General features: G+C 72.4%; 17 protein-coding genes and 1 riboswitch. Of the genes, 14 read left to right on the top strand and 3 right to left on the bottom strand.

Going from position 1 to position 17,790, the window contains the following annotated elements:
• Window positions 1-97 precede the first annotated feature (97 nt).
• The 13 genes from ABH931_RS37130 to ABH931_RS37070 all read left to right on the top strand — a co-directional run bounded on the left by ABH931_RS37130 (window position 98) and on the right by ABH931_RS37070 (window position 12,407).
• The gene (locus ABH931_RS37130; RefSeq protein ID WP_370123806.1) at window positions 98-1,585 is read left to right on the top strand and encodes a sensor histidine kinase; all 1,488 of its coding nucleotides are present in this window, start codon (window positions 98-100) and stop codon (window positions 1,583-1,585) included.
• A complete protein-coding gene (locus ABH931_RS37125; RefSeq protein WP_370123803.1) occupies window positions 1,582-2,271 on the top strand; it encodes a response regulator in 690 nt (229 codons plus the stop codon). Before ABH931_RS37130 ends, ABH931_RS37125 begins: the two co-directional genes overlap by 4 nt.
• Before the next feature lie 82 nt (window positions 2,272-2,353).
• Window positions 2,354-2,484, top strand: a riboswitch (FMN riboswitch).
• A gap of 197 nt (window positions 2,485-2,681) precedes the next feature.
• Window positions 2,682-3,350 (top strand): riboflavin synthase, encoded by a 669-nt coding sequence (locus ABH931_RS37120; RefSeq protein ID WP_370123800.1) that lies wholly within the window; start codon window positions 2,682-2,684, stop codon window positions 3,348-3,350.
• 6 nt (window positions 3,351-3,356) lie between these two features.
• Window positions 3,357-4,016 carry a nicotinamide riboside transporter PnuC gene (locus ABH931_RS37115; RefSeq protein WP_370123797.1) on the top strand — a complete coding sequence of 220 codons (660 nt, stop codon included), beginning with the start codon at window positions 3,357-3,359 and terminating at the stop codon, window positions 4,014-4,016.
• The gene (locus ABH931_RS37110) at window positions 4,013-5,314 is read left to right on the top strand and encodes a bifunctional 3,4-dihydroxy-2-butanone-4-phosphate synthase/GTP cyclohydrolase II (protein WP_370123795.1); all 1,302 of its coding nucleotides are present in this window, start codon (window positions 4,013-4,015) and stop codon (window positions 5,312-5,314) included. Before ABH931_RS37115 ends, ABH931_RS37110 begins: the two co-directional genes overlap by 4 nt.
• Before the next feature lie 52 nt (window positions 5,315-5,366).
• Window positions 5,367-5,843 (top strand): 6,7-dimethyl-8-ribityllumazine synthase, encoded by a 477-nt coding sequence (gene ribH / locus ABH931_RS37105; protein WP_370123792.1) that lies wholly within the window; start codon window positions 5,367-5,369, stop codon window positions 5,841-5,843.
• Window positions 5,844-5,935: 92 nt separating this feature from the next.
• Complete coding sequence (locus tag ABH931_RS37100; protein ID WP_042450866.1) at window positions 5,936-6,205, top strand: phosphoribosyl-ATP diphosphatase; 270 nt, start codon at window positions 5,936-5,938, stop codon at window positions 6,203-6,205.
• 88 nt (window positions 6,206-6,293) lie between these two features.
• Complete coding sequence (gene hisG / locus ABH931_RS37095) at window positions 6,294-7,139, top strand: ATP phosphoribosyltransferase (protein ID WP_370123788.1); 846 nt, start codon at window positions 6,294-6,296, stop codon at window positions 7,137-7,139.
• Window positions 7,140-7,166: 27 nt separating this feature from the next.
• Window positions 7,167-7,628, top strand: coding sequence for a PH domain-containing protein (locus ABH931_RS37090; RefSeq protein WP_370123785.1), 462 nt, complete (start codon window positions 7,167-7,169; stop codon window positions 7,626-7,628).
• A 233-nt stretch (window positions 7,629-7,861) separates the two neighbouring features.
• Window positions 7,862-9,223: a hemolysin family protein gene (locus ABH931_RS37085; RefSeq protein WP_370123908.1), complete on the top strand. Its 1,362-nt coding sequence runs from the start codon at window positions 7,862-7,864 to the stop codon at window positions 9,221-9,223.
• On the top strand, window positions 9,220-10,257 hold the full coding sequence (locus ABH931_RS37080) for a hemolysin family protein (RefSeq protein WP_370123783.1): 1,038 nt from the start codon (window positions 9,220-9,222) through the stop codon (window positions 10,255-10,257). Before ABH931_RS37085 ends, ABH931_RS37080 begins: the two co-directional genes overlap by 4 nt.
• A gap of 60 nt (window positions 10,258-10,317) precedes the next feature.
• Entirely contained in the window at window positions 10,318-11,244 is a 927-nt protein-coding gene (locus tag ABH931_RS37075; protein WP_370123780.1) for an ABC transporter ATP-binding protein, read from the top strand.
• Window positions 11,241-12,407 carry an ABC transporter permease gene (locus tag ABH931_RS37070; protein WP_370123777.1) on the top strand — a complete coding sequence of 389 codons (1,167 nt, stop codon included), beginning with the start codon at window positions 11,241-11,243 and terminating at the stop codon, window positions 12,405-12,407. The genes ABH931_RS37075 and ABH931_RS37070 overlap by 4 nt, the downstream gene beginning before the upstream one ends.
• Before the next feature lie 123 nt (window positions 12,408-12,530).
• Here the strand turns inward: ABH931_RS37070 and ABH931_RS37065 are convergent, their stop codons facing one another.
• The 3 genes from ABH931_RS37065 to ABH931_RS37055 form a co-directional block, all read right to left on the bottom strand.
• Window positions 12,531-13,202: a cysteine hydrolase family protein gene (locus tag ABH931_RS37065; protein WP_370123774.1), complete on the bottom strand. Its 672-nt coding sequence runs from the start codon at window positions 13,200-13,202 to the stop codon at window positions 12,531-12,533.
• Between the two features lie 10 nt (window positions 13,203-13,212).
• Window positions 13,213-15,105, bottom strand: coding sequence for an AAA family ATPase (locus tag ABH931_RS37060; RefSeq protein ID WP_370123771.1), 1,893 nt, complete (start codon window positions 15,103-15,105; stop codon window positions 13,213-13,215).
• Between the two features lie 550 nt (window positions 15,106-15,655).
• Entirely contained in the window at window positions 15,656-16,243 is a 588-nt protein-coding gene (locus ABH931_RS37055; RefSeq protein ID WP_370123768.1) for a uridine kinase, read from the bottom strand.
• 202 nt (window positions 16,244-16,445) lie between these two features.
• Between ABH931_RS37055 and ABH931_RS37050 the strand changes: the two genes are divergently transcribed.
• A complete protein-coding gene (locus ABH931_RS37050) occupies window positions 16,446-17,606 on the top strand; it encodes an acyl-CoA dehydrogenase family protein (protein WP_370123765.1) in 1,161 nt (386 codons plus the stop codon).
• Window positions 17,607-17,790 lie beyond the last annotated feature (184 nt).

Raw genomic sequence — 17,790 nt, 5'->3', positions numbered from 1 at the left:
GTGCCTTCGGTTACCGGATGGTAGGGAGCGGGCGTTAACTTGAGAAGACCACGACAAGAATGCCGCCCCGACGGACCGAACCTCTACCGTTGGGTGCATGGACCTGCTGCGCCGACTCCGGCTGTTCGTGCGCGCGCACCCGTACGGGGCCGACGCGCTGCTCGCAGCCCTGCTCTACCTGGTCACCGTGTTGTGGCCGACGGGTGGCAGGCCCAGCACGCAGTGGTCCAACTTCGACCCCGACGAGGTGCTGCTCGTCGCCGGGCTCTGCGTCTACGCGCCGCTGGCGCTGCGCCGCCGGTACCCGATCCTGGTGCTGGTCTGCACCGTCGCCGCGACGGTCGGCTACATGTTCGTCGGGCCGGTGCGCGGCCCGATCCTGGCCGGGGCGGGCCTGGCGATCTACACCGTCTCCTCGGTGGTCGAGCGGCGGCTCGCGCTCGCCATCGGCGGCGTCGCCGTGCTCGCGGTCGGCATCGCCAGCATGGCGCTGTCCCCCGAGAAGTGGGACAAGAGCGTCAACGGCATCGCCTTCGCCTGGACGGCGATGACCGTCGCCGTCGGCGAGTCGGTACGCAGCAGGCGCGCCTTCGTGGCCGCGATAGAGGAACGCGCGCGACGGGCCGAGCACACCCGCGAGGAGGAGGCGCGTCGCCGCGTCGCCGAGGAGCGGTTGCGGATCGCGCGCGAGCTGCACGACATCGTGGGTCACCACATCGCGCTGATCAACATCCAGGCCGGGGTCGCCTCGACGGTGATGGAGGCCCAGCCCGAAACGGCCCGTGCCGCTCTCGCGCAGGTCCGCGAGGCGGGCCGGGCGGCCCTCAGCGAGCTGGGCGCGACGGTCGCCGTGCTGCGGCAGACGGGTGAGCCGGAGGGCGCGGCCAGCCCGCGCGAGCCCGCGCCCGGGCTGGCGCAGCTGCCGCAGCTACTGGACTCCTTCGAACGCGCGGGGCTCGCGGTGGAGTGCCGGACGGAGGGCGAGACGGTCGCCCTCCCGGCGGCGGTCGACCTCACGGCGTACCGGGTCGTTCAGGAGTCGCTGACCAACGTGCGCAAGCACGCGGGTGCGTCGGCGGCCACGGTCCGCCTCGCCTACCGCGTCGGCCGACTGCGCGTCGAGGTCGACGACGACGGTCCCGGCCCCGCGCAGCCCGCCCGCGACGGAGCGGAGCGCTCCGGCGGCTACGGCATCATCGGCATGCGCGAACGCGCGGCCTCGGTGGGCGGCACGTTCAGCGCGGGACCGCGCCCCGGCGGCGGCTTCCGCGTCGCGGTCGACCTTCCCCTCCCCTCCGCCGCCCGGAGCGCGCCCCGCGCACCGGAACCCTCGGTCAAGGGGGTCCCGGCCCCGTGGATGACCCTCCCCAACCTCCTCGCCACCCGCCGCGACACCCGCCCCCACGGCGCGGCCGAGGCCGGCGGCACGCCGCCCCCCGACGGCGCTCCCGCCCCGCCCGGCGCGGGCCGGGCCGACCTCGCCGACGCGGCCGACCGCCCGCACACCGCCGAGGGCGCCACCGCGCCCGACGGTGGTTCCCACACGACCGCGGCGCGATCCTCGCTCACGACTGGAGACGTATGACCATCCGGGTGCTGCTCGCCGACGACCAGGTGCTGGTCAGGGCCGGGCTCAAGGTGCTCGTCGACTCCGCGCCCGATCTCGCCGTGGTCGGCGAGGCCGCGAACGGGCTGGAGGCCGTGCGGCTGGCCAGGGAGGCGCGGGCCGACGTCGTGCTGATGGACATCCGGATGCCCGAGCTGGACGGGCTGGAGGCCACCGCCAGGATCATCGCCGACGAGGACCTCGCCGGCGTGCGCGTGCTCGTGCTGACGACCTTCGAGACCGACGACTACGTCTTCCAGGCCCTGCGCGCCGGTGCGAGCGGCTTCCTCGGCAAGGGCGCCGAGCCCGACGCGCTGCTCGACGCGATCCGCGTCGTCGCCCGCGGCGAGGCGCTGCTGACCCCCGCCGCGACCAAGGAGCTGATCGCCCGCTACCTCTCGCAGCCCGAACGGGGGACCCCGGCCGCCGCGCCGCCGAGTCTCGCCGCGCTGACCGACCGGGAGCGCGAGATCGTCGCCATGGTGGCCACGGGCGCGTCCAACGACGTCATCGGCGAGCAGCTCGCGGTCAGCCCGCTGACGGTGAAGACGCACGTCAGCCGTGCTCTGATCAAGCTCGGCGCGCGCGATCGGGCGCAGCTGGTGGTGCTCGCCTACGAGAGCGGACTGGTCCGCCCCAGCTCGCATTCCGGCTACGACGCGTGATTCACCCCACACAGCTCGCACCCCGTCAGGTCTTGCGAAGCCTGCGGAGGTGCGTGGCACACTGACAGCAGCAGTACGACGTTTGCGCACTCCGGGGTCGGTGAAAGTCCGAACCGGCGGTTACAGTCCGCGACCCGACCGCTTCCAGCGGCCGGTTGACCAGGTGAAATTCCTGGACCGACGGTTAAAGTCCGGATGGGAGGCAGTGCGCGGCGGACGTCGGGCTGCGGCGTCGTCGCCTCGCGCGCACCCTCCCCGGGTGTGTTCCCGAGCGGCCCCGCCGACTCGGTCGGCGGAGCTCCCGGGCCCGCGTGCAGCGTCGTCGCCGTACCCCGTGGCAGTCGTCCGTTGTCAGCTCCCGCTACAGCCCCGGAGACCGCGCAGTAGGCGCGAGGTCACGGGAGAGCTGAATGTTCACGGGAATCATCGAAGAGCTGGGCGAGGTCCTCTCCATCGAGGATCTGGGCGACTCCGCCCGTGTCCGTCTGCGCGGCCCCGTCACCACCGCCGACGCCCGCGAGGGCCAGTCCATCGCGGTGAACGGCGTCTGCCTCACCGTCCTCGACACCGACGACGAACTGGCGGCCCACCCGGGTGAGTTCAGCGCCGACGTGATGCGGGAGACGCTGGAGCGGTCCAGCCTCGGCGCGATCGAGGTCGGTTCGCGGGTCAACCTGGAGCGCGCCATGGCGCTCGGCGCCCGCCTCGGCGGCCATCTGGTCCAGGGCCACGTCGACGGCACCGGCGCGCTGCTCTCGCGCACGCCGGGCGAGCCGGGCGCGGACGGGAATCCGCAGTGGGAGGTCCTGCGTTTCAGCCTCCCGGCGCACCTGTCGCGGTACCTCGTCGAGAAGGGCTCGATCACCGTCGACGGCGTCAGCCTGACCGTGGTGGAGGCGGCTGTGGACTCGTTCACCGTGAGCCTGATCCCGGCGACCCTCGCGCACACCACCCTCGGCCTCAAGGGCCTCGGCGAGCCGGTGAACCTCGAGGTCGACGTGCTGGCGAAGTACGTCGAGCGCCTGCTCGGCGACCGTGCGCTCCCCGCGTTCGACAGCGCGCAGCAGACAGGAGCCTGACGGACCATGAGCAACCTGGTCAACGATCTCAACAGCACCGCGTTCAGCCTGTTCGGACAGCAGATCAAGTGGTCCGACATGGTGGGCAACCTGCTCGGCCTCGGCGCCCTGGCGCTCGGTTGGCGTCGCTCGATGCTGACCTGGCCGGTCCAGCTCCTCTCCGGTGTGGTGCTCTTCGCGGCCTTCGCCGCCGGGCACCTGAGCGGCAGCGCGGGCAAGCAGCTGATCGTCGTGGCCGTCTCCGTCTGGGGCTGGTTCCAGTGGCAGCGCGGGCGGAACAAGACCGGCGGTGACGTCGCCGTCCGCTTCGCCACCTGGACCGAGCGCGGCGTCCTGGTCCTCGCCACGGCCGTGCTGACCGTGGGTCTCGCGGAGCTCTTCAAGGCCTACCCGTGGATGTCCTGGAGTCCGTGGGCCGACGCCTACATCTTCACCGGCACCCTCGCCGCCATGTACGCCCAGGCGCGCGGCTGGGTCGAGTTCTGGTTCGCCTGGCTGGCCGTCGACCTGGTCGGCGTGCCGCTCAACTTCACCAACGGCTACGCCTTCTCGGGCTACGTCTACAGCATCTACTTCGTCCTGGTCATCCTCGGTCTGCGCTCCTGGTGGCTGCGCAGCCGCACCACCACCCAGCAGTCCGTGCTCACGGAAGGGGCCGTCGCATGAACGCCATCGAGGAACTCGCCGTGCAGCACGGTGAGGTGTACGAGGACCTCACGCTCGACAGCATCGAGTTCGCGATCTCCGAGATCGCGGCCGGCCGCCCGATCGTCGTCGTCGACGACGAGAACCGCGAGAACGAGGGCGACCTCGTCTTCGCCGCCGAGCTGGCCACCCCGGAGATCGTCGCCTTCGCGATGCGCGAGTGCCGCGGCCTGATCTGCGTCCCGATGATCGGCGAGGACCTGGACCGGCTGGAGCTGGGCCAGATGGTCGCCCAGAACACCGAGTCGATGCGGACCGCGTTCACCGTCTCGGTCGACGCCAAGGAGGGCGTCACCACCGGCATCTCCGCCGCCGACCGCGCGCTCACCATCAGGCTGCTCGCCGACCCGGCCAGCGCCAGCGGCGACTTCGTCCGCCCCGGCCACGTCTTCCCGCTGCGCGCCCGCCCGGGCGGCGTGCTGGAGCGCGAGGGCCACACCGAGGCCGGCCCCGACCTGTGCCGCCTGGCCGGGCTGCGGCCCGCCGCCGCGATCTGCGAGATCGCCAACGACGACGGCACCATGGCCCGCCTGCCCGAGCTGGTCGTCTTCGCCCGCCGCCACGGCCTGGCCCTGGTCTCCATCGAGGACCTGATCGCCTACCGCCGCCGCGTCGAGGCGAGCGTCACTCGCGCCGCGACCACCTCCCTGCCCACCGAGCACGGTTCCTTCACCGCGCTGGGCTACCGCAGCGAGCCGGACGGTGTCGAGCACATCGCGCTCGTCGCGGGCGGCCTGAACGCCGACGGCACGCTGCCGGACGGCGACGACGTCCTGGTCCGGGTCCACTCCGAGTGCCTGACCGGCGACGTGTTCGGCTCGCTGCGCTGCGACTGTGGCCCGCAGCTGGCCGCCTCGCTGGAGCGGATCGCGAGCGAGGGGCGCGGGGTCGTGCTCTACCTGCGCGGTCACGAGGGGCGCGGCATCGGCCTGGTCCGCAAGCTGCGCGCCTACGAGCTGCAGGAGGGCGGCCGCGACACGGTGGACGCCAACCTGGAGCTGGGCCTGCCCGCCGACGCCCGCGACTACCGCGCCGCCGCGCTGATCCTCCAGGACCTGGGCGTCCGCTCGGTGCGGCTGCTCAGCAACAACCCCGACAAGCACGAGGCGCTGACCGACCACGGCCTGAAGGTGCGGGGCCGCGAGGCCGTCCGCGCCGACGTCGGCGAGCACAACCTGCGGTACCTGCTGACCAAGCGCGACCGGATGGGCCACGACCTGCCCTGGCTCGACGAGCTCAGCCCCGTGCACAGCGCCTGAACCCGTGTGAACACGTGACCCGTACAGAAGACCAACGAGAGGACGGAAGCAAGTGAGCGGCGAGGGAGCCCCCCAGCTCGACGTGCAGGGCGCGAAGGACCTGAAGGTCGCGGTCGTCGCGGCGCAGTGGCACACCGTGGTGATGGACGGCCTGATCGCGGGCGCCGAGCGCGCGTTGGGCGAGTTCGGCGTCAGCGACTACCAGGTGCTGCGCGTCCCCGGCAGCTTCGAGCTGCCGGTCGCCGCGAAGGCGCTGGCCGCGCGCGGCTACGACGCGGTCGTCGCGCTCGGCGTCGTCATCCGGGGTGGCACGCCCCACTTCGACTTCGTGTGCGAGGCGGCGACGATGGGCCTCACCCAGGTGAGTGTCGACTCCGGCATCCCGATCGGGTTCGGCCTGCTGACCTGCGACAACGAGCAGCAGGCGCTGGACCGTGCGGGCCTTGCGGACTCCAAGGAGGACAAGGGTCACGAGGCCACCACGGCGGCGCTCAGCACGGCCGTGCTGATCCGGGGCCTGTCCGGCTGACACCGGACCGGAACGGGTTCGCGTCCACGCCACCGTCCGTACGGTGGGACGACACGACCTGTTCCCGGGGAACCACGTAGGGTAGGCCCATCATGGCGCAGAAGACATTCGAAGAGCTCTTCAACGAGCTGCAGCGGAAGGCCGCCGCGGGCGAGCCCGGTTCTCGTACCGCCGAGCTGGTCGGCCTGGGCGTGCACGCCATCGGCAAGAAGGTCGTCGAGGAGGCGGCCGAGGTGTGGATGGCCGCCGAGCACGAGTCCGACGAGCGGACCGCCGAGGAGATCTCCCAGCTGCTGTACCACCTCCAGGTGATGATGGTCGCCCGCGGCCTCACCCTGGAGGACGTCTACGCCCATCTGTAGACCCCGCGTGTTTCAACGCAGCGGGGCACCGAGCCGTATCGGTGCCCCGCTTTCGTTTTCCCATCCCACCCCAGAAAGGCACCAGACCATGCTCCGCATCGCCGTCCCGAACAAGGGTTCTCTCGCCGAACCGGCGGCGGGCATGCTCCATGAGGCCGGCTACCGGCAGCGCAAGGACAGCAAGGAGCTGGTCCTGGTCGACCCGGAGAACCGGGTGGAGTTCTTCTACCTGCGTCCCCGCGACATCGCGATCTACGTCGGCTCCGGCCGTCTGGACATCGGCTTCACCGGTCGCGACCTGCTGCTGGACTCCGGCGCGGAGGCCGAGGAGGTCCTCTCGCTCGGCTTCGCCGGCTCGACCTTCCGCTTCGCCGGCCCGCCCGGGGTCGCCGGCAGCGTCAAGGACCTGGAGGGGCGCCGGATCGCCACCTCCTACACCGGCCTGGTCGGCAAGCACCTGGCCGACGCGGGTGTGACCGCGACGGTCACCAAGCTGGACGGCGCCGTGGAGACGGCCGTGCAGCTCGGCGTCGCCGACGTCATCGCGGACGTCGTGGAGACCGGCACCAGCCTGCGCAACGCCGGCATGGAGGTCTTCGGTGAGCCGATCCTGCGCTCCGAGGCCGTGGTGATCCGTCCGCTGGACGCGCCCGAGAACGCGGGCGTCGACCAGTTCATGCGCCGTCTCCAGGGTGTCCTGGTGGCCCGCCGGTACGTGATGATGGATTACGACATCCGTGCCGAGCGCGTCGCCGAGGCGGTCGCGCTCACTCCCGGTCTGGAGTCGCCCACCGTCTCCCCGCTGCACAGCGAGGGCTGGGTGGCGGTCCGGGCCATGGTGCTGCGCAAGGAGGCCCAGCGGATCATGGACGACCTCTGGGGCATCGGCGCGCGCGCGATCCTGGTCACCGACATCCACGCCTGCCGCCTGTGACGGCTCTCGGTCGGGAGGCCGAGTGACATGACGACGAGCCCGAGCGTCACCGCCGCGCCACCGCTGCCGCACACCTGGCAGCCGTTGCTGACGCGGGTGGTGCTGCTCGGGCTCGCGGCCGTCTCGGTGGCCTTCTTCGCGCTGATCGCCGTGATCGGCGCGCCGGACTGGCAGCGCCACGACCGGGTCGGCATAGGCGGCAGCGGCGTCCTGTTCGCGCTGGTGCTGGTCGTGCTCGCCCGCCCGAGGGCCAGGGCCGACCGGGACGGGCTGACCGTGGTCAACTTCGTGCGCCGGCGTCGCCTGGCGTGGCCCGAGATCGTGGCGGTCAACCTGCACCAGGGCGATCCGTGGGTGACCCTGGACCTGGCGGACGGCGGCACGCTGGCCGTGGTCGCCATCCAGCCGGGAGCCGGACGCCGCCAGGCCTGGCGGATGACGCAGGAGCTTCGGGCCTGCGTGGACGCGTACGGAACCGCGCGGCGCTGAGGCGAGGCGTGAGGCGCGGGCCCGGTGAGCGGTGAGGCGAGGCGAGCGGTGAGCACACGGGAAGAGGCCCGCTGGACCAGGGCCCGCCCGGAGCGGGCCGCCGCTGCGCTGATCCTGGTGGGCTCGGTCCTCGCCACGGCCGGTGGACCCAAGCCCGTGGTGGAGGCACCTGTTAAGGTAAAAGCCTTTACCTAACCTTTGGAGAAGTCCCACCGTCCATGGACCCTCACAGTATTTCCATGGCCTGGCTGCTGCTCGGTGTCGCCGTGCTGCTGATCCTGGCCAACGGGCTCTTCGTGGCCGCCGAGTTCGCTCTCATCACCGTCGACCGCGGAGAGGTGGAGCGAGCGGCCGCGGCCGGTGACCGGCGGGCGACGCGCGTCAGCGGCGCTCTGCGCACCCTCTCCTTCGAGCTGTCGGGCGCCCAACTCGGCATCACCGTCACCTCCCTCCTCGTCGGCATGCTGGCCAACCCCGCACTCGGCCTGCTGCTGGCCCCGCCGCTCAGGGCGATCGGCGTCCCGGACGGCGCCGTGAGCGGTGTCGCCGTCGTCGTCGGGATGCTGCTGGCGACGATGCTCCAGATGGTCGTCGGCGAGCTGGTGCCCAAGGGCTGGGCGATCTCCCGGCCGATGCAGGTGGCCCGCGCCGTCGTCGCCCCCCAGGCCCTGTTCTCCCGGGCCTGCCGGCCGCTGATCCTGCTGCTCAACGGGACCGCCAACCGGATCGTCCGCGGCTTCGGCATGGAGCCCGCCGAGGAGTTGGCCTCCGCCCGCAGCGCGGAGGAGCTGGTCGCCCTGGCCCGCCACTCCGCCCACGAGGGCGCGCTGGAGCGCGACACCGCCGACCTCTTCGTCCGCACCCTGGGCCTCGCCGAGCTGACCGCCGAGTCCGTGATGACCCCGCGCGTCGACGTCGCCGCGCTGGAGGACCACGCGACCGCCGCGGACGTGCTCAACCTGACCCGGGCCACGGGCCTGTCCCGCTTTCCCGTCTACCGCCAGACCATCGACGAGGTCGTCGGCGTCGTCACGCTCAAGGACGCGCTCGCGGTCAAGGCCGACCGGCGCGGATACGTGCGGGTCGCCGCGCTCGCCTCGCCGCCGTTGCTGGTGCCGGAGACGCTGCCCGCCGAGCGGCTGCTGGACATGCTGCGCAGCCGCCAGCAACTCGCGGTCGTCGTCGACGAGTACGGCGGCACCGCCGGGGTCGCCACGCTGGAGGACATCGTCGAGGAGATGGTCGGCGAGGTCCAGGACGAGCACGACCCGCACGACCTGCCAGAGCTGCGCCCGGCCGAGCCCGCCACAGGTCAGGGCGCGGGCCACGGCGCGGGGCACGGTGGAGGCCACCGGGCCTGGGTCGCCGAGGGCCGGTGCCGGGTCGACGTGCTGGAGGCCGTCGGCCTGTACGCGCCCGAGGGCCCCTACGAGACCGTCGCGGGTCTGCTCGCCGACCTGCTCGGCCGCATCCCCGCACCCGGGGACAGCGCGGACCTGCCCGGCTGGCGGCTGACCGCCGTGGAGGTGCACCGCCACCGCACCGAACTGGTGCGGCTGGAACGCCTGGACACGGAGGAGGGTGACGCCCGATGAGCGCGCTCGCCCTCTTCTTCGCCGTGCTGCTGCTGCTCGGCAACGCCTTCTTCGTCGGCGCGGAGTTCGCGCTGGTCTCCGTCCGCCGCAGCCAGGTCGAGCCGCTCGCCGAGGCCGGCGACAAGCGGGCGGCCACGGTCGTGCGCGCGCTGGAGGACGTCTCCGCCATGCTGGCGGCGACCCAGCTCGGCATCACCGTCTGCTCGCTGCTGCTCGGCGCGGTCGCCGAACCCGCCCTGGCCAAGCTGCTGGAGGCGCCCTTCCACGCGGTCGGACTGCCGTCCGGGCTGCTGCACCCGGTCGGCTACGTGCTCGCCCTGGTGATCGTCGTCGCCCTGCACATGGTGATCGGCGAGATGGTGCCGAAGAACATCGCGCTGGCCACGCCCGAACGGGCCGTGCTCTGGCTCGGCCCGCCGCTGGCGACCCTGGCCCGCTGGCTGCGCCCGTTCATCGCGCTGATGAACACGCTCGCCAACCTGGTGCTGCGGCTGCTGGGCGTCGAACCCAAGGACGAGATCGCCGCCGCCTACACCAGCGAGGAACTGACGCACCTGCTGCACGACTCGCACGCGGCCGGGCTGCTCGGCCGCACCGCGCAGGAGCGGCTGGAGGACGCGCTGGAGCTGGGCCTGCGCCCGGTGCGCGAGGTCGTCTTGCCGGCCGCGAAGCTCGTCACCGTGGACAGCTCCGTCACCGGCGAGCAGATCGAGGAGCTGGCGGTCCGCACCGGCTACTCCCGGTTCCCGCTGGTCGGCGACCACGGCGCGTTCCTCGGCTACCTCCACGTCAAGGACGTGCTGGAGCTGGAGGACGCCACCGCGCCGGTGCCACAGCGGTTCTGGCGGCCCGTCATCACCCTCTCCGGTGATCTTCCGCTCGACGACGCACTCGGCGCCATGCGCCGCGCCGCCGCGCACCTCGCCGGTGTCGTGGACGCCGGGGGGCTGCCCCTCGGCCTGGTCGCGATGGAGGATGTGCTGGAGGAACTGGTGGGCGAGGTCCATGATCCGGACCACCGGGTCCACCGCTAGGCTGACCACCGATCAAACAGATCAATCGAACAAACAGAACATTCGGGGGAGTGTGAGCAGGTGAGCGATCGACGTCTCGAGGTCGACGCCCTGTCCAAGCGCTACGGAGACACCGTCGCGCTGGACGGGATGACCTTCGACGTGCGAGCCGGGGAGATCTTCGGCTTCGTCGGCAGCAACGGCGCGGGCAAGACCACGACGATGCGGATCATCCTCGGCGTCCTGGCCGCCGACGCGGGCGAGGTGCGCTGGGCCGGCGTCCCGGTCGGCCAGGAGACCCGCAGCCGGATCGGCTACATGCCGGAGGAGCGCGGCCTCTACCCGCGCATGAAGGTCGGCGAGCAGCTGACCTACCTGGCCCGCCTGCACGGACTCGGGGTGGCGCAGGCCGCGGCGGCCGTGCGGGAGTGGACCGAGCGGCTCGGTGTCGAGCACCGGATCGGGGACGAGGTGCAGAAGCTCAGCCTCGGCAACCAGCAGCGGGTCCAGCTGGCCGCGGCGCTCGTCCACAACCCCGAGATACTCGTCCTGGACGAGCCCTTCTCGGGCCTGGACCCGGTGGCCGTCGACGTGATGAGCCAGGTGCTGCGCGAGAAGGCCGCCGAGGGGATCCCGGTGATCTTCTCCAGCCACCAGCTGGAGCTGGTCGAGCGGCTCTGCGACCGCGTGGGCATCGTCCGCGCGGGCACGATGGTCGCCTGCGACACCGTCGAGGAGCTGCGCGCCTCCGGCGGCGAGGAACTGCTGGTCCACGCGCCCGCCGCACCCGAGGGCTGGGCCGCGGGCCTGGCCGGCGTCACCGTGCGCGGCGCGGAGAACGGCCGTACCGTGCTGGCCCTCGCCGAGAGCGCCGACGACCAGGCCGTCCTCGCGGCGGCGCTGGCGACCGGCCCGGTCCACGAGTTCGCCCGCCGGCGCTCCTCGCTGACCGAGCTGTTCCGGCACGTGGTGAGTGCGGAGACGACGACGGGGGAGAAGCAGAAGTGAGCACGTCGAACAACCGGGGCACGCACCTGAGCAACAGCGAGACGGTCCGGCTGGTCGCCCGACGGGAGCTGTCGGTGCGGCTGCGCTCCAAGGCGTTCCTGATCCTGCTGGCCATCACGGCGCTGGCCTTCGCCGCGCTGCCGATCATCACCAAGCTCGCCGCGCCCGGCACGCCGACGCAGCACGTCGCGGTGGTCCAGGCCGACGCCGCCTACGGGCAGCAGTTGGAGGACGTGGCGGGCAAGCTGCACCAGAAGGTCGCCATCGTCACCGTCCCCGACGCGGCGGCCGGCACCGCCGCGGTCCGTGACGGCAAGGCCGACGCCTTCGTCGTCGCCCACGGCGCGGGCGGCACGCAGCTGACGGTGAAGAAGTCCCTGCCCGACAGCCTCAACACCCTCTTCTCCGTCATCGGCGACGCGACGGCGGCGCCGGCCCAGCACGTCCAGGCCACGCCGCTGGAGAAGTCCGACCCGCAGCTGGGCCAGAAGATCACCATCGCGATCACGGCCGGTCTGCTGATGTACATGATCCTGATGACGGTCGGTCAGATGGTGGCCCAGGGCGTCGTCGAGGAGAAGAGCAGCCGGGTGGTCGAGCTGCTGCTCGCCACGATCAGGCCGTGGCAGCTGCTGGCCGGCAAGGTCGTGGGCGTCGGCATCGTCGGGGTGATCCAGCTGATCGTGCCGGGCGTCATCGGCCTGGCCATCGGCATGGCCGACGGTCAGCTCAACGTCTCGCTGAGCGCGTCGGTCGGCAGTTTCGCCTGGACGCTGGTGTGGTTCATGGCGGGTTTCTGGCTCTACGCGATGATCTTCGCCTCGGCCGGCGCGATGGTCTCCCGCCAGGAGGACCTGGGCGGCGTCATGGCGCCGATCATCATGCCGCTCGTCGCGGGCTGGGTCGTCGCGATCTCCGTCCTGCCGTCCGACCCGCACAGCTCCCTGGCGGAGATCCTCTCCTTCGTCCCGCTCACGGCTCCCGAACTCATGCCCATGCGCTGGGCGCTGGGTGTGGCACCGCTCTGGCAGGTGCTGCTCTCCCTGGCCCTCACCCTCGCCTGCGGCGTCGCGATGCTCCGCTTCGCGGGCCGCATCTACCGCAACAGCGTCCTCCGCAGCGGCGCCCGCGTCCCGCTCCGGGAGGCATTGAAGGCCGCGTAGCGGTCTTCAACAGGGGCGCGGGGAACTGCGCGGGCAACCACTGGCGTGCGGATGGCCCTTTGCGCCGCGGACCATCCGCCCATCGGTGGCTTGCCGCGCAGTTCCCCGCGCCCCTGGGGGGGGTTACTCGAAGAGGGTGACGATCTCCGCCGTCGGCCGGACGTCGCCGAAGCTGCGGTAGACCGTCGACAGCGAGGCATTGTGCATCGCGTCGTCTCGCGTCGCGCACGCGTCCGCCGCCAGGACGGCGCGGAAGCCGAGCGTCGCCGCGTCGCGGACCGTGGACTCGACGCAGACGTTGGTCACCAGGCCGCAGACCACGACGGTGTCCACGCCGCGCCGCTCCAGCAGCCCCTGCAGGGGCGAGGCCCCGGGGAAGAACGCGGAGGAGGCGGTCTTCTCGACGACCAGGTCGTCCTCCGCGGGGACCAGCTCGGGCCACAGGCGTTCGCGGGCGGTGCCGGTCCCACCCGAGGCGCGGTACAGCTCGGCGACTGCCGGGCCGTAGAAGTCCGTGGCCCAGGTGGTGGGCTCCGCGCCCACCGCCGGCAGGACCCAGGCGACGGTACCTCGGGACGCCCGGGTCGCGCGGGCGAGGGCGGCGACGTGGGGGACGGTGCCGAGCGCGTAGGGGCTGCCCTCGACGAAGAAGCGGACCAGGTCGATCGCCACCAGGGCGGTCCGCGGGCCGACGAGCCGGTCGTAGGCGTGGCGGCGGCCGCGGCGGTGTTCGTGGCGCGCGTACTCGCGGGCGTCGATCCGCCAGGCGTGGAGCTTCGGTTCCGTCTTGGCCATGCGCGCGCCCCTAACGTCCGTCGATGAGTTCTCCGTAGGCCTGCAGGACGTCGGGGAGGCGGAGGGCGGCGAGGTCCTGGCGGGTGGGGAGTTCGGCGAGGACCGAGAGTCTCAGGTCGCGGTAGGCGCAGGACTTCTCGTAGAGGGTGCGCATGAAGCGGCCGTTGCCCAGGTCGTCGATCCAGCCCTCGCGGACCACGTGGGCGCAGATGGAGCGGAGTTCCTCCAGGGCCTCGTCGTCCCAGAAGTCGCCGTCGTGGCCGGCCAGGGCCTGGCCGATGGAGGCGAGTTCGGTCGGGCGGTAGCTGGGGAAGTCGACGCGGGTGGTGAACCGGGAGCTGAGGCCCGGATTTGCGGCCAGGAGGCGGTTCATGCCCTCGGGGTAGCCCGCGAGGATCACCACCAGGCGGTCGCGGTTGTCCTCGGCGCGCTTGAGCAGTACCTGGAGGGCTTCGTCGCCGTAGGCGTCGCCCTTGGAGTAGCCGGAGTTGGCGAGGCTGTAGGCCTCGTCTATGAAGAGCACGCCGTCCAGTGCGGAGTCGATCAGCTCGTTCGCCTTCACGGCCGTCTGGCCGAGGAACTCGCCGACCAGGTCCGCCCGTTGGGCCTCCACCAGGTGGTCGCCGCTGAGCAGGCCGAGGGCGTAGAAGACACGGCCGAGGATGCGGGCGACCGTGGTCTTGCCCGTGCCGGAGGGGCCGGAGAAGACGAAGTGCCGCTTGGGTGGCTGCACCGGCAGGCCCTGGTCGGCGCGCAGGCGTGCCATCCGCAGTTGCGCGGACAGGGCCAGCACCTGGCGCTTGACGGGCTCCAGCCCGACCATGCGGTCCAGCTCCGCCAGCGCCGCGTCGAGCCGCCGCTGGTCCGGCGCCGAGCGGTCGGAGGACGCCGAGGAGGCGGGGACGAGAGCGCGGTCGCGCGCCGCGGGGATCGCCGCGCTCTCGGCGTCGAGCGCGGTGGTGCCCGGAGTGAGGTCCGGGTCGGTGTCCTCCTCGTCGTCGGACAGCGGGAAGCCGGGCAGCGGGTCGTAGAAGACCGGCTCGAAGCCCACGTCGAGCGGGGAGTCGAGGCTGTCGGGCAGGTCCGGCAGCTCCGTCGGGTCGTAGCCACCGGGGTCCGCGGCGGCCATGCCCCCGGCGCGGCCGGGCCGGAGCAGGCCGGGCTCCTGCGGGGACTCCAGCAGGGCGGGGTCGACGCCGTCCTCCGCGGTGATCGCGGCCAGCCGGGCGGAGGTGTCCATGAAACCGGGGTCGACCCGGTGCACCGCGCGGTAGAGGGAGAGCGCGGCCGCGCTGCGGCCGACGCCCTCGTAGGCGCGGGCCAGCCAGTAGCGCAGCTCCTTGCGCTGCGGCTGCTCCGAGCGGCAGCGGGCGAGGGAGGTGGCCAGTGGCAGCTCCGCCTGTCCGCACATGTCCAGACGGACCCGGGCCATCCCGCTGAACAGTCCCGCCTCGATGCCGAGCAGGGCGTCGTCGAGCAGCCCGTCGGTGTCGCGGATCAGCTGCTCCCAGTCCTTGGTGAGGTAGGACCGGCAGGCGTGCAGGAACCGCACCGCGTTGTCCTCCGCGGCGCCGGGGCACTCGGCCAGGGCCTGGTCCAGCTCGGCCAGATGGCGGCCGTCGAGCCAGTGGGAGGCGTGGGCGAGCGCCAGGTCGCGCTCGTTCTCCAGCAGCGGCTGGACCCACCAGCCCAGCCAGTACCAGGAGCTGAGGGGGCGTCGGTGCTTTCGGCGCTGCTCGCCGAAGCGGTCCCGGTGCCGGTGCATGGCCAGCAGGGCGGCCGAGGTGTCCGAGCGCAGCGCGTGCAGGCCGAGCCAGGCGTCCGCCATCCCCGGATCCAGCCGGACCGCGGCGCGGAACTCCTCCTCCGCGCGGGTGTACGCGCCGGCGGTGTAGGCGTCCATGGCCCGAAGCCAGGCGCGATCGGCCAGGCTCCGGGAACGCCTGTCGCCGTTGTCCTCTGTCCCCACCGCTTCGCCCCCTGCTGTGAAGCGTCCCCGTTGCCCGCTGGAGGGGCTGACCCGGGAGGCCTGCAGACGCCGCACCTTGACGGTCTGTGAGCGCGTCGGTCCGTACGCCCCCGCGCCCAGGGGAATCGTACCGGGGTCTTGCTGATCCGGAAGAGTGCCGCGCTGACGTCTCGGCTGGTGGGGACACGCACAAACGGCCCTCACAATCGGAGGGCTCTTCTCTGCCTGTCACGCTCGGTCACTGGTACGCGTGGTGCGGAGCGGACGGATGGGCCGGAAAGGGACGAGCTGCCGGCCACGGGGGAACGGCCGGCAGCTCGTGTCTCTGGGGACGCGATCACCGTGTGTCGCGCTGATTCAGAACGTAGTTGGTGCCAGGGGTGCAGGTCAAGGGCCCCTCCGGGCCCCCTGGTTTGGGGTATTCGGCCCCGGGAGCCGTCATTCGCTGGCTCGCGGACAGGCTACCGGGCACACGCTGTAGCGATTACGCGGCGTGAGTGATCGGGTGCCCCGTCGTCGCACCACTGTCCGCCACCACGAAATCGGCGAAGGGCCGACTGGGGTCGACACCGAAGTGCTCGGTCTGCCGCGCGAACCAGTGTTCCCAGAACGCGGCGAGCGCCGGACCGTCGCGCCGCTCCCCGCGGGCGCGGGCGGTGGCGGCGTCGACGTCCATCCACAGCAGCGCCGCCAGGTGGGGGCGCAGTGCGCGCCGTCCCGCGCCCACGCCCTCCAGGAGCAGGAACGGTGGCGCGGCGGGCAGTTCGCGCAGCGTCGTGAAGCGGGCCAGCTCCCAGTCGTAGACCCGGTGCCGGACCGCCCGGCCGTGGGCGAGCGGGTCCAGGACCTCCGCCCGTAGCCGGTCGGTCCACTCGAAGAACTCCTCGTGCGTCGCCAGGTCGTCCAGGTGCACGACCGGGGCGTGCGGCGGACCCCCGAGCGCCGTGGCGAGCAGACCCGCGAGCGTCGTCTTGCCGGAACCGGCGTAGCCGTCGACGGCCAGCAGCCGGGTCGGGCCGCAGGACGGCGCGAGGGCGGCGAGGCGGGAGGCGAGCACGGGGAGGGTGAGCATGGTGCTCCGAGCCTACGCGGTGGGCGCGCCCGGCTGTGCACCGATTCACGCAGCTCCGGCATGGTGCGGGCGCCCGGTATGGGGCATACTTCCAGCGCCACATGTTAGCGATCGTTCACCGAGACCCGGTGCCGTCGTACGTGTCGTCGCCCGGCCTCCCCACCTGGGGTGCCGGGCCCCGAGACCAGGAGGCAGAGCCGCCATGACCGCGCCCGCGACCAAGCCCGTCGAGCGTCAGCTCCCCACCGAGGAGGCGCGTGAGCTGCTCGCGCTGACCCGGGATCTCGCCGACAACGAGGTGCGGCCCGCCGCGGCCGAGGAGGAGGCCGCGGCCGAGTTCCCCCGCGAGGTCTTCCGCACGCTCGGCCGCAGCGGTCTGCTGGGCCTGCCGTACGACGAGGACTTCGGCGGCGGTGGCCAGCCCTACGAGGTCTACCTCCAGGTGATCGAGGAGCTCGCGGCCGCGCGGCTGACCGTCGGCCTCGGCCTGTCCGTGCACACGCTGTCCTGCCACGCCCTCGCGACCTTCGGCTCCGACGCCCAGCGCGCGCAGTGGCTGCCGGACATGATCGGTGGCGAGCAGCTCGGCGCCTACTGCCTCTCCGAGCCCCAGTCCGGCTCCGACGCGGCGGCGCTGCGCACCCGCGCGGTGCGTGAGGGCGACGCGTACGTCGTCAACGGGACCAAGGCCTGGATCACGCACGGCGGCGTCGCCGACTTCTACAGCTCGATGGTCCGCACCAGCGACGACGGCTCGCGCGGCATCAGCGTGCTGCTGGTGCCCGCCGGCACGCCCGGGGTCTCGGCCGCGGCGCCGGAGCGCAAGATGGGCATGAAGGGCTCGCCCACCGCCCAGGTGATCTTCGAGGACGCGCACGTCCCGGCCGAGCGCCTGATAGGCGAGGAGGGTCAGGGCTTCGGCATCGCCATGGCCGCGCTGGACTCCGGCCGTCTCGGCATCGCCGCCTGCGCGGTGGGCGTGGCGCAGGCCGCGCTGGACTACGCGGTCGGGTACGCGAAGGAGCGCGAGCAGTTCGGCCGTTCGATCGCGGACTTCCAGGGCCTCTCGTTCCTGCTGGCCGACATGGCCACGGCGGTCGAGGCCGGTCGCGCCCTCTACCTCGCGGCGGCGCGGCGCCGCGACGCCGGGCTCTCCTTCAGCAAGGAGGCGGCGATGGCGAAGCTGTTCTGCACGGACGCGGCCATGAAGGTCACCACGGACGCGGTGCAGGTCCTCGGCGGCTACGGCTACACCCAGGACCACCCGGTCGAACGGTACATGCGCGAGGCCAAGGTGCTGCAGATCGTCGAGGGCACGAACCAGATCCAGCGTCTGGTGATCGGCCGCACGCTGACGCGCTGACGCGCCGGAGCCCTCGCGGGCCCGCGGAAAACCGGTGGTCGGTCGCGGCCCGGTGGGTCATGGTGGCCGGGTGACGAGGTCTGACAGCGCTGTGAGTCTTTTGGGTGGCTGGTCCGGGACCGGCTGGCAGGGTTGGCGTCGGTCGCTCCACCGCAGTCGTGACTCGTGACAACGATGGCCCCCA

The sequence above is a fragment of the Streptacidiphilus sp. MAP12-33 genome (genome assembly GCF_041261265.1).
GTDB lineage: Bacteria > Actinomycetota > Actinomycetes > Streptomycetales > Streptomycetaceae > Streptacidiphilus.
Note: the sequence above shows the minus strand (reverse complement) of the source record. Positions and strands in the feature narration are given on the sequence as shown.

Bases quoted from the DNA above. Each gene is read 5' to 3' on its own strand.
- ABH931_RS37130 (WP_370123806.1), top strand. From the start codon at position 98: ATGGACCTGCTGCGCCGACTCCGGCTGTTCGTGCGCGCGCACCCGTAC.
- ABH931_RS37125 (WP_370123803.1), top strand. From the start codon at position 1,582: ATGACCATCCGGGTGCTGCTCGCCGACGACCAGGTGCTGGTCAGGGCC.
- ABH931_RS37120 (WP_370123800.1), top strand. From the start codon at position 2,682: ATGTTCACGGGAATCATCGAAGAGCTGGGCGAGGTCCTCTCCATCGAG.
- ABH931_RS37115 (WP_370123797.1), top strand. From the start codon at position 3,357: ATGAGCAACCTGGTCAACGATCTCAACAGCACCGCGTTCAGCCTGTTC.
- ABH931_RS37110 (WP_370123795.1), top strand. From the start codon at position 4,013: ATGAACGCCATCGAGGAACTCGCCGTGCAGCACGGTGAGGTGTACGAG.
- ABH931_RS37100 (WP_042450866.1), top strand. From the start codon at position 5,936: ATGGCGCAGAAGACATTCGAAGAGCTCTTCAACGAGCTGCAGCGGAAG.
- hisG (WP_370123788.1), top strand. From the start codon at position 6,294: ATGCTCCGCATCGCCGTCCCGAACAAGGGTTCTCTCGCCGAACCGGCG.
- ABH931_RS37090 (WP_370123785.1), top strand. From the start codon at position 7,167: ATGACGACGAGCCCGAGCGTCACCGCCGCGCCACCGCTGCCGCACACC.
- ABH931_RS37080 (WP_370123783.1), top strand. From the start codon at position 9,220: ATGAGCGCGCTCGCCCTCTTCTTCGCCGTGCTGCTGCTGCTCGGCAAC.
- ABH931_RS37065 (WP_370123774.1), bottom strand. From the start codon at position 13,202: ATGGCCAAGACGGAACCGAAGCTCCACGCCTGGCGGATCGACGCCCGC.
- ABH931_RS37060 (WP_370123771.1), bottom strand. From the start codon at position 15,105: ATGGACGCCTACACCGCCGGCGCGTACACCCGCGCGGAGGAGGAGTTC.
- ABH931_RS37055 (WP_370123768.1), bottom strand. From the start codon at position 16,243: ATGCTCACCCTCCCCGTGCTCGCCTCCCGCCTCGCCGCCCTCGCGCCG.
- ABH931_RS37050 (WP_370123765.1), top strand. From the start codon at position 16,446: ATGACCGCGCCCGCGACCAAGCCCGTCGAGCGTCAGCTCCCCACCGAG.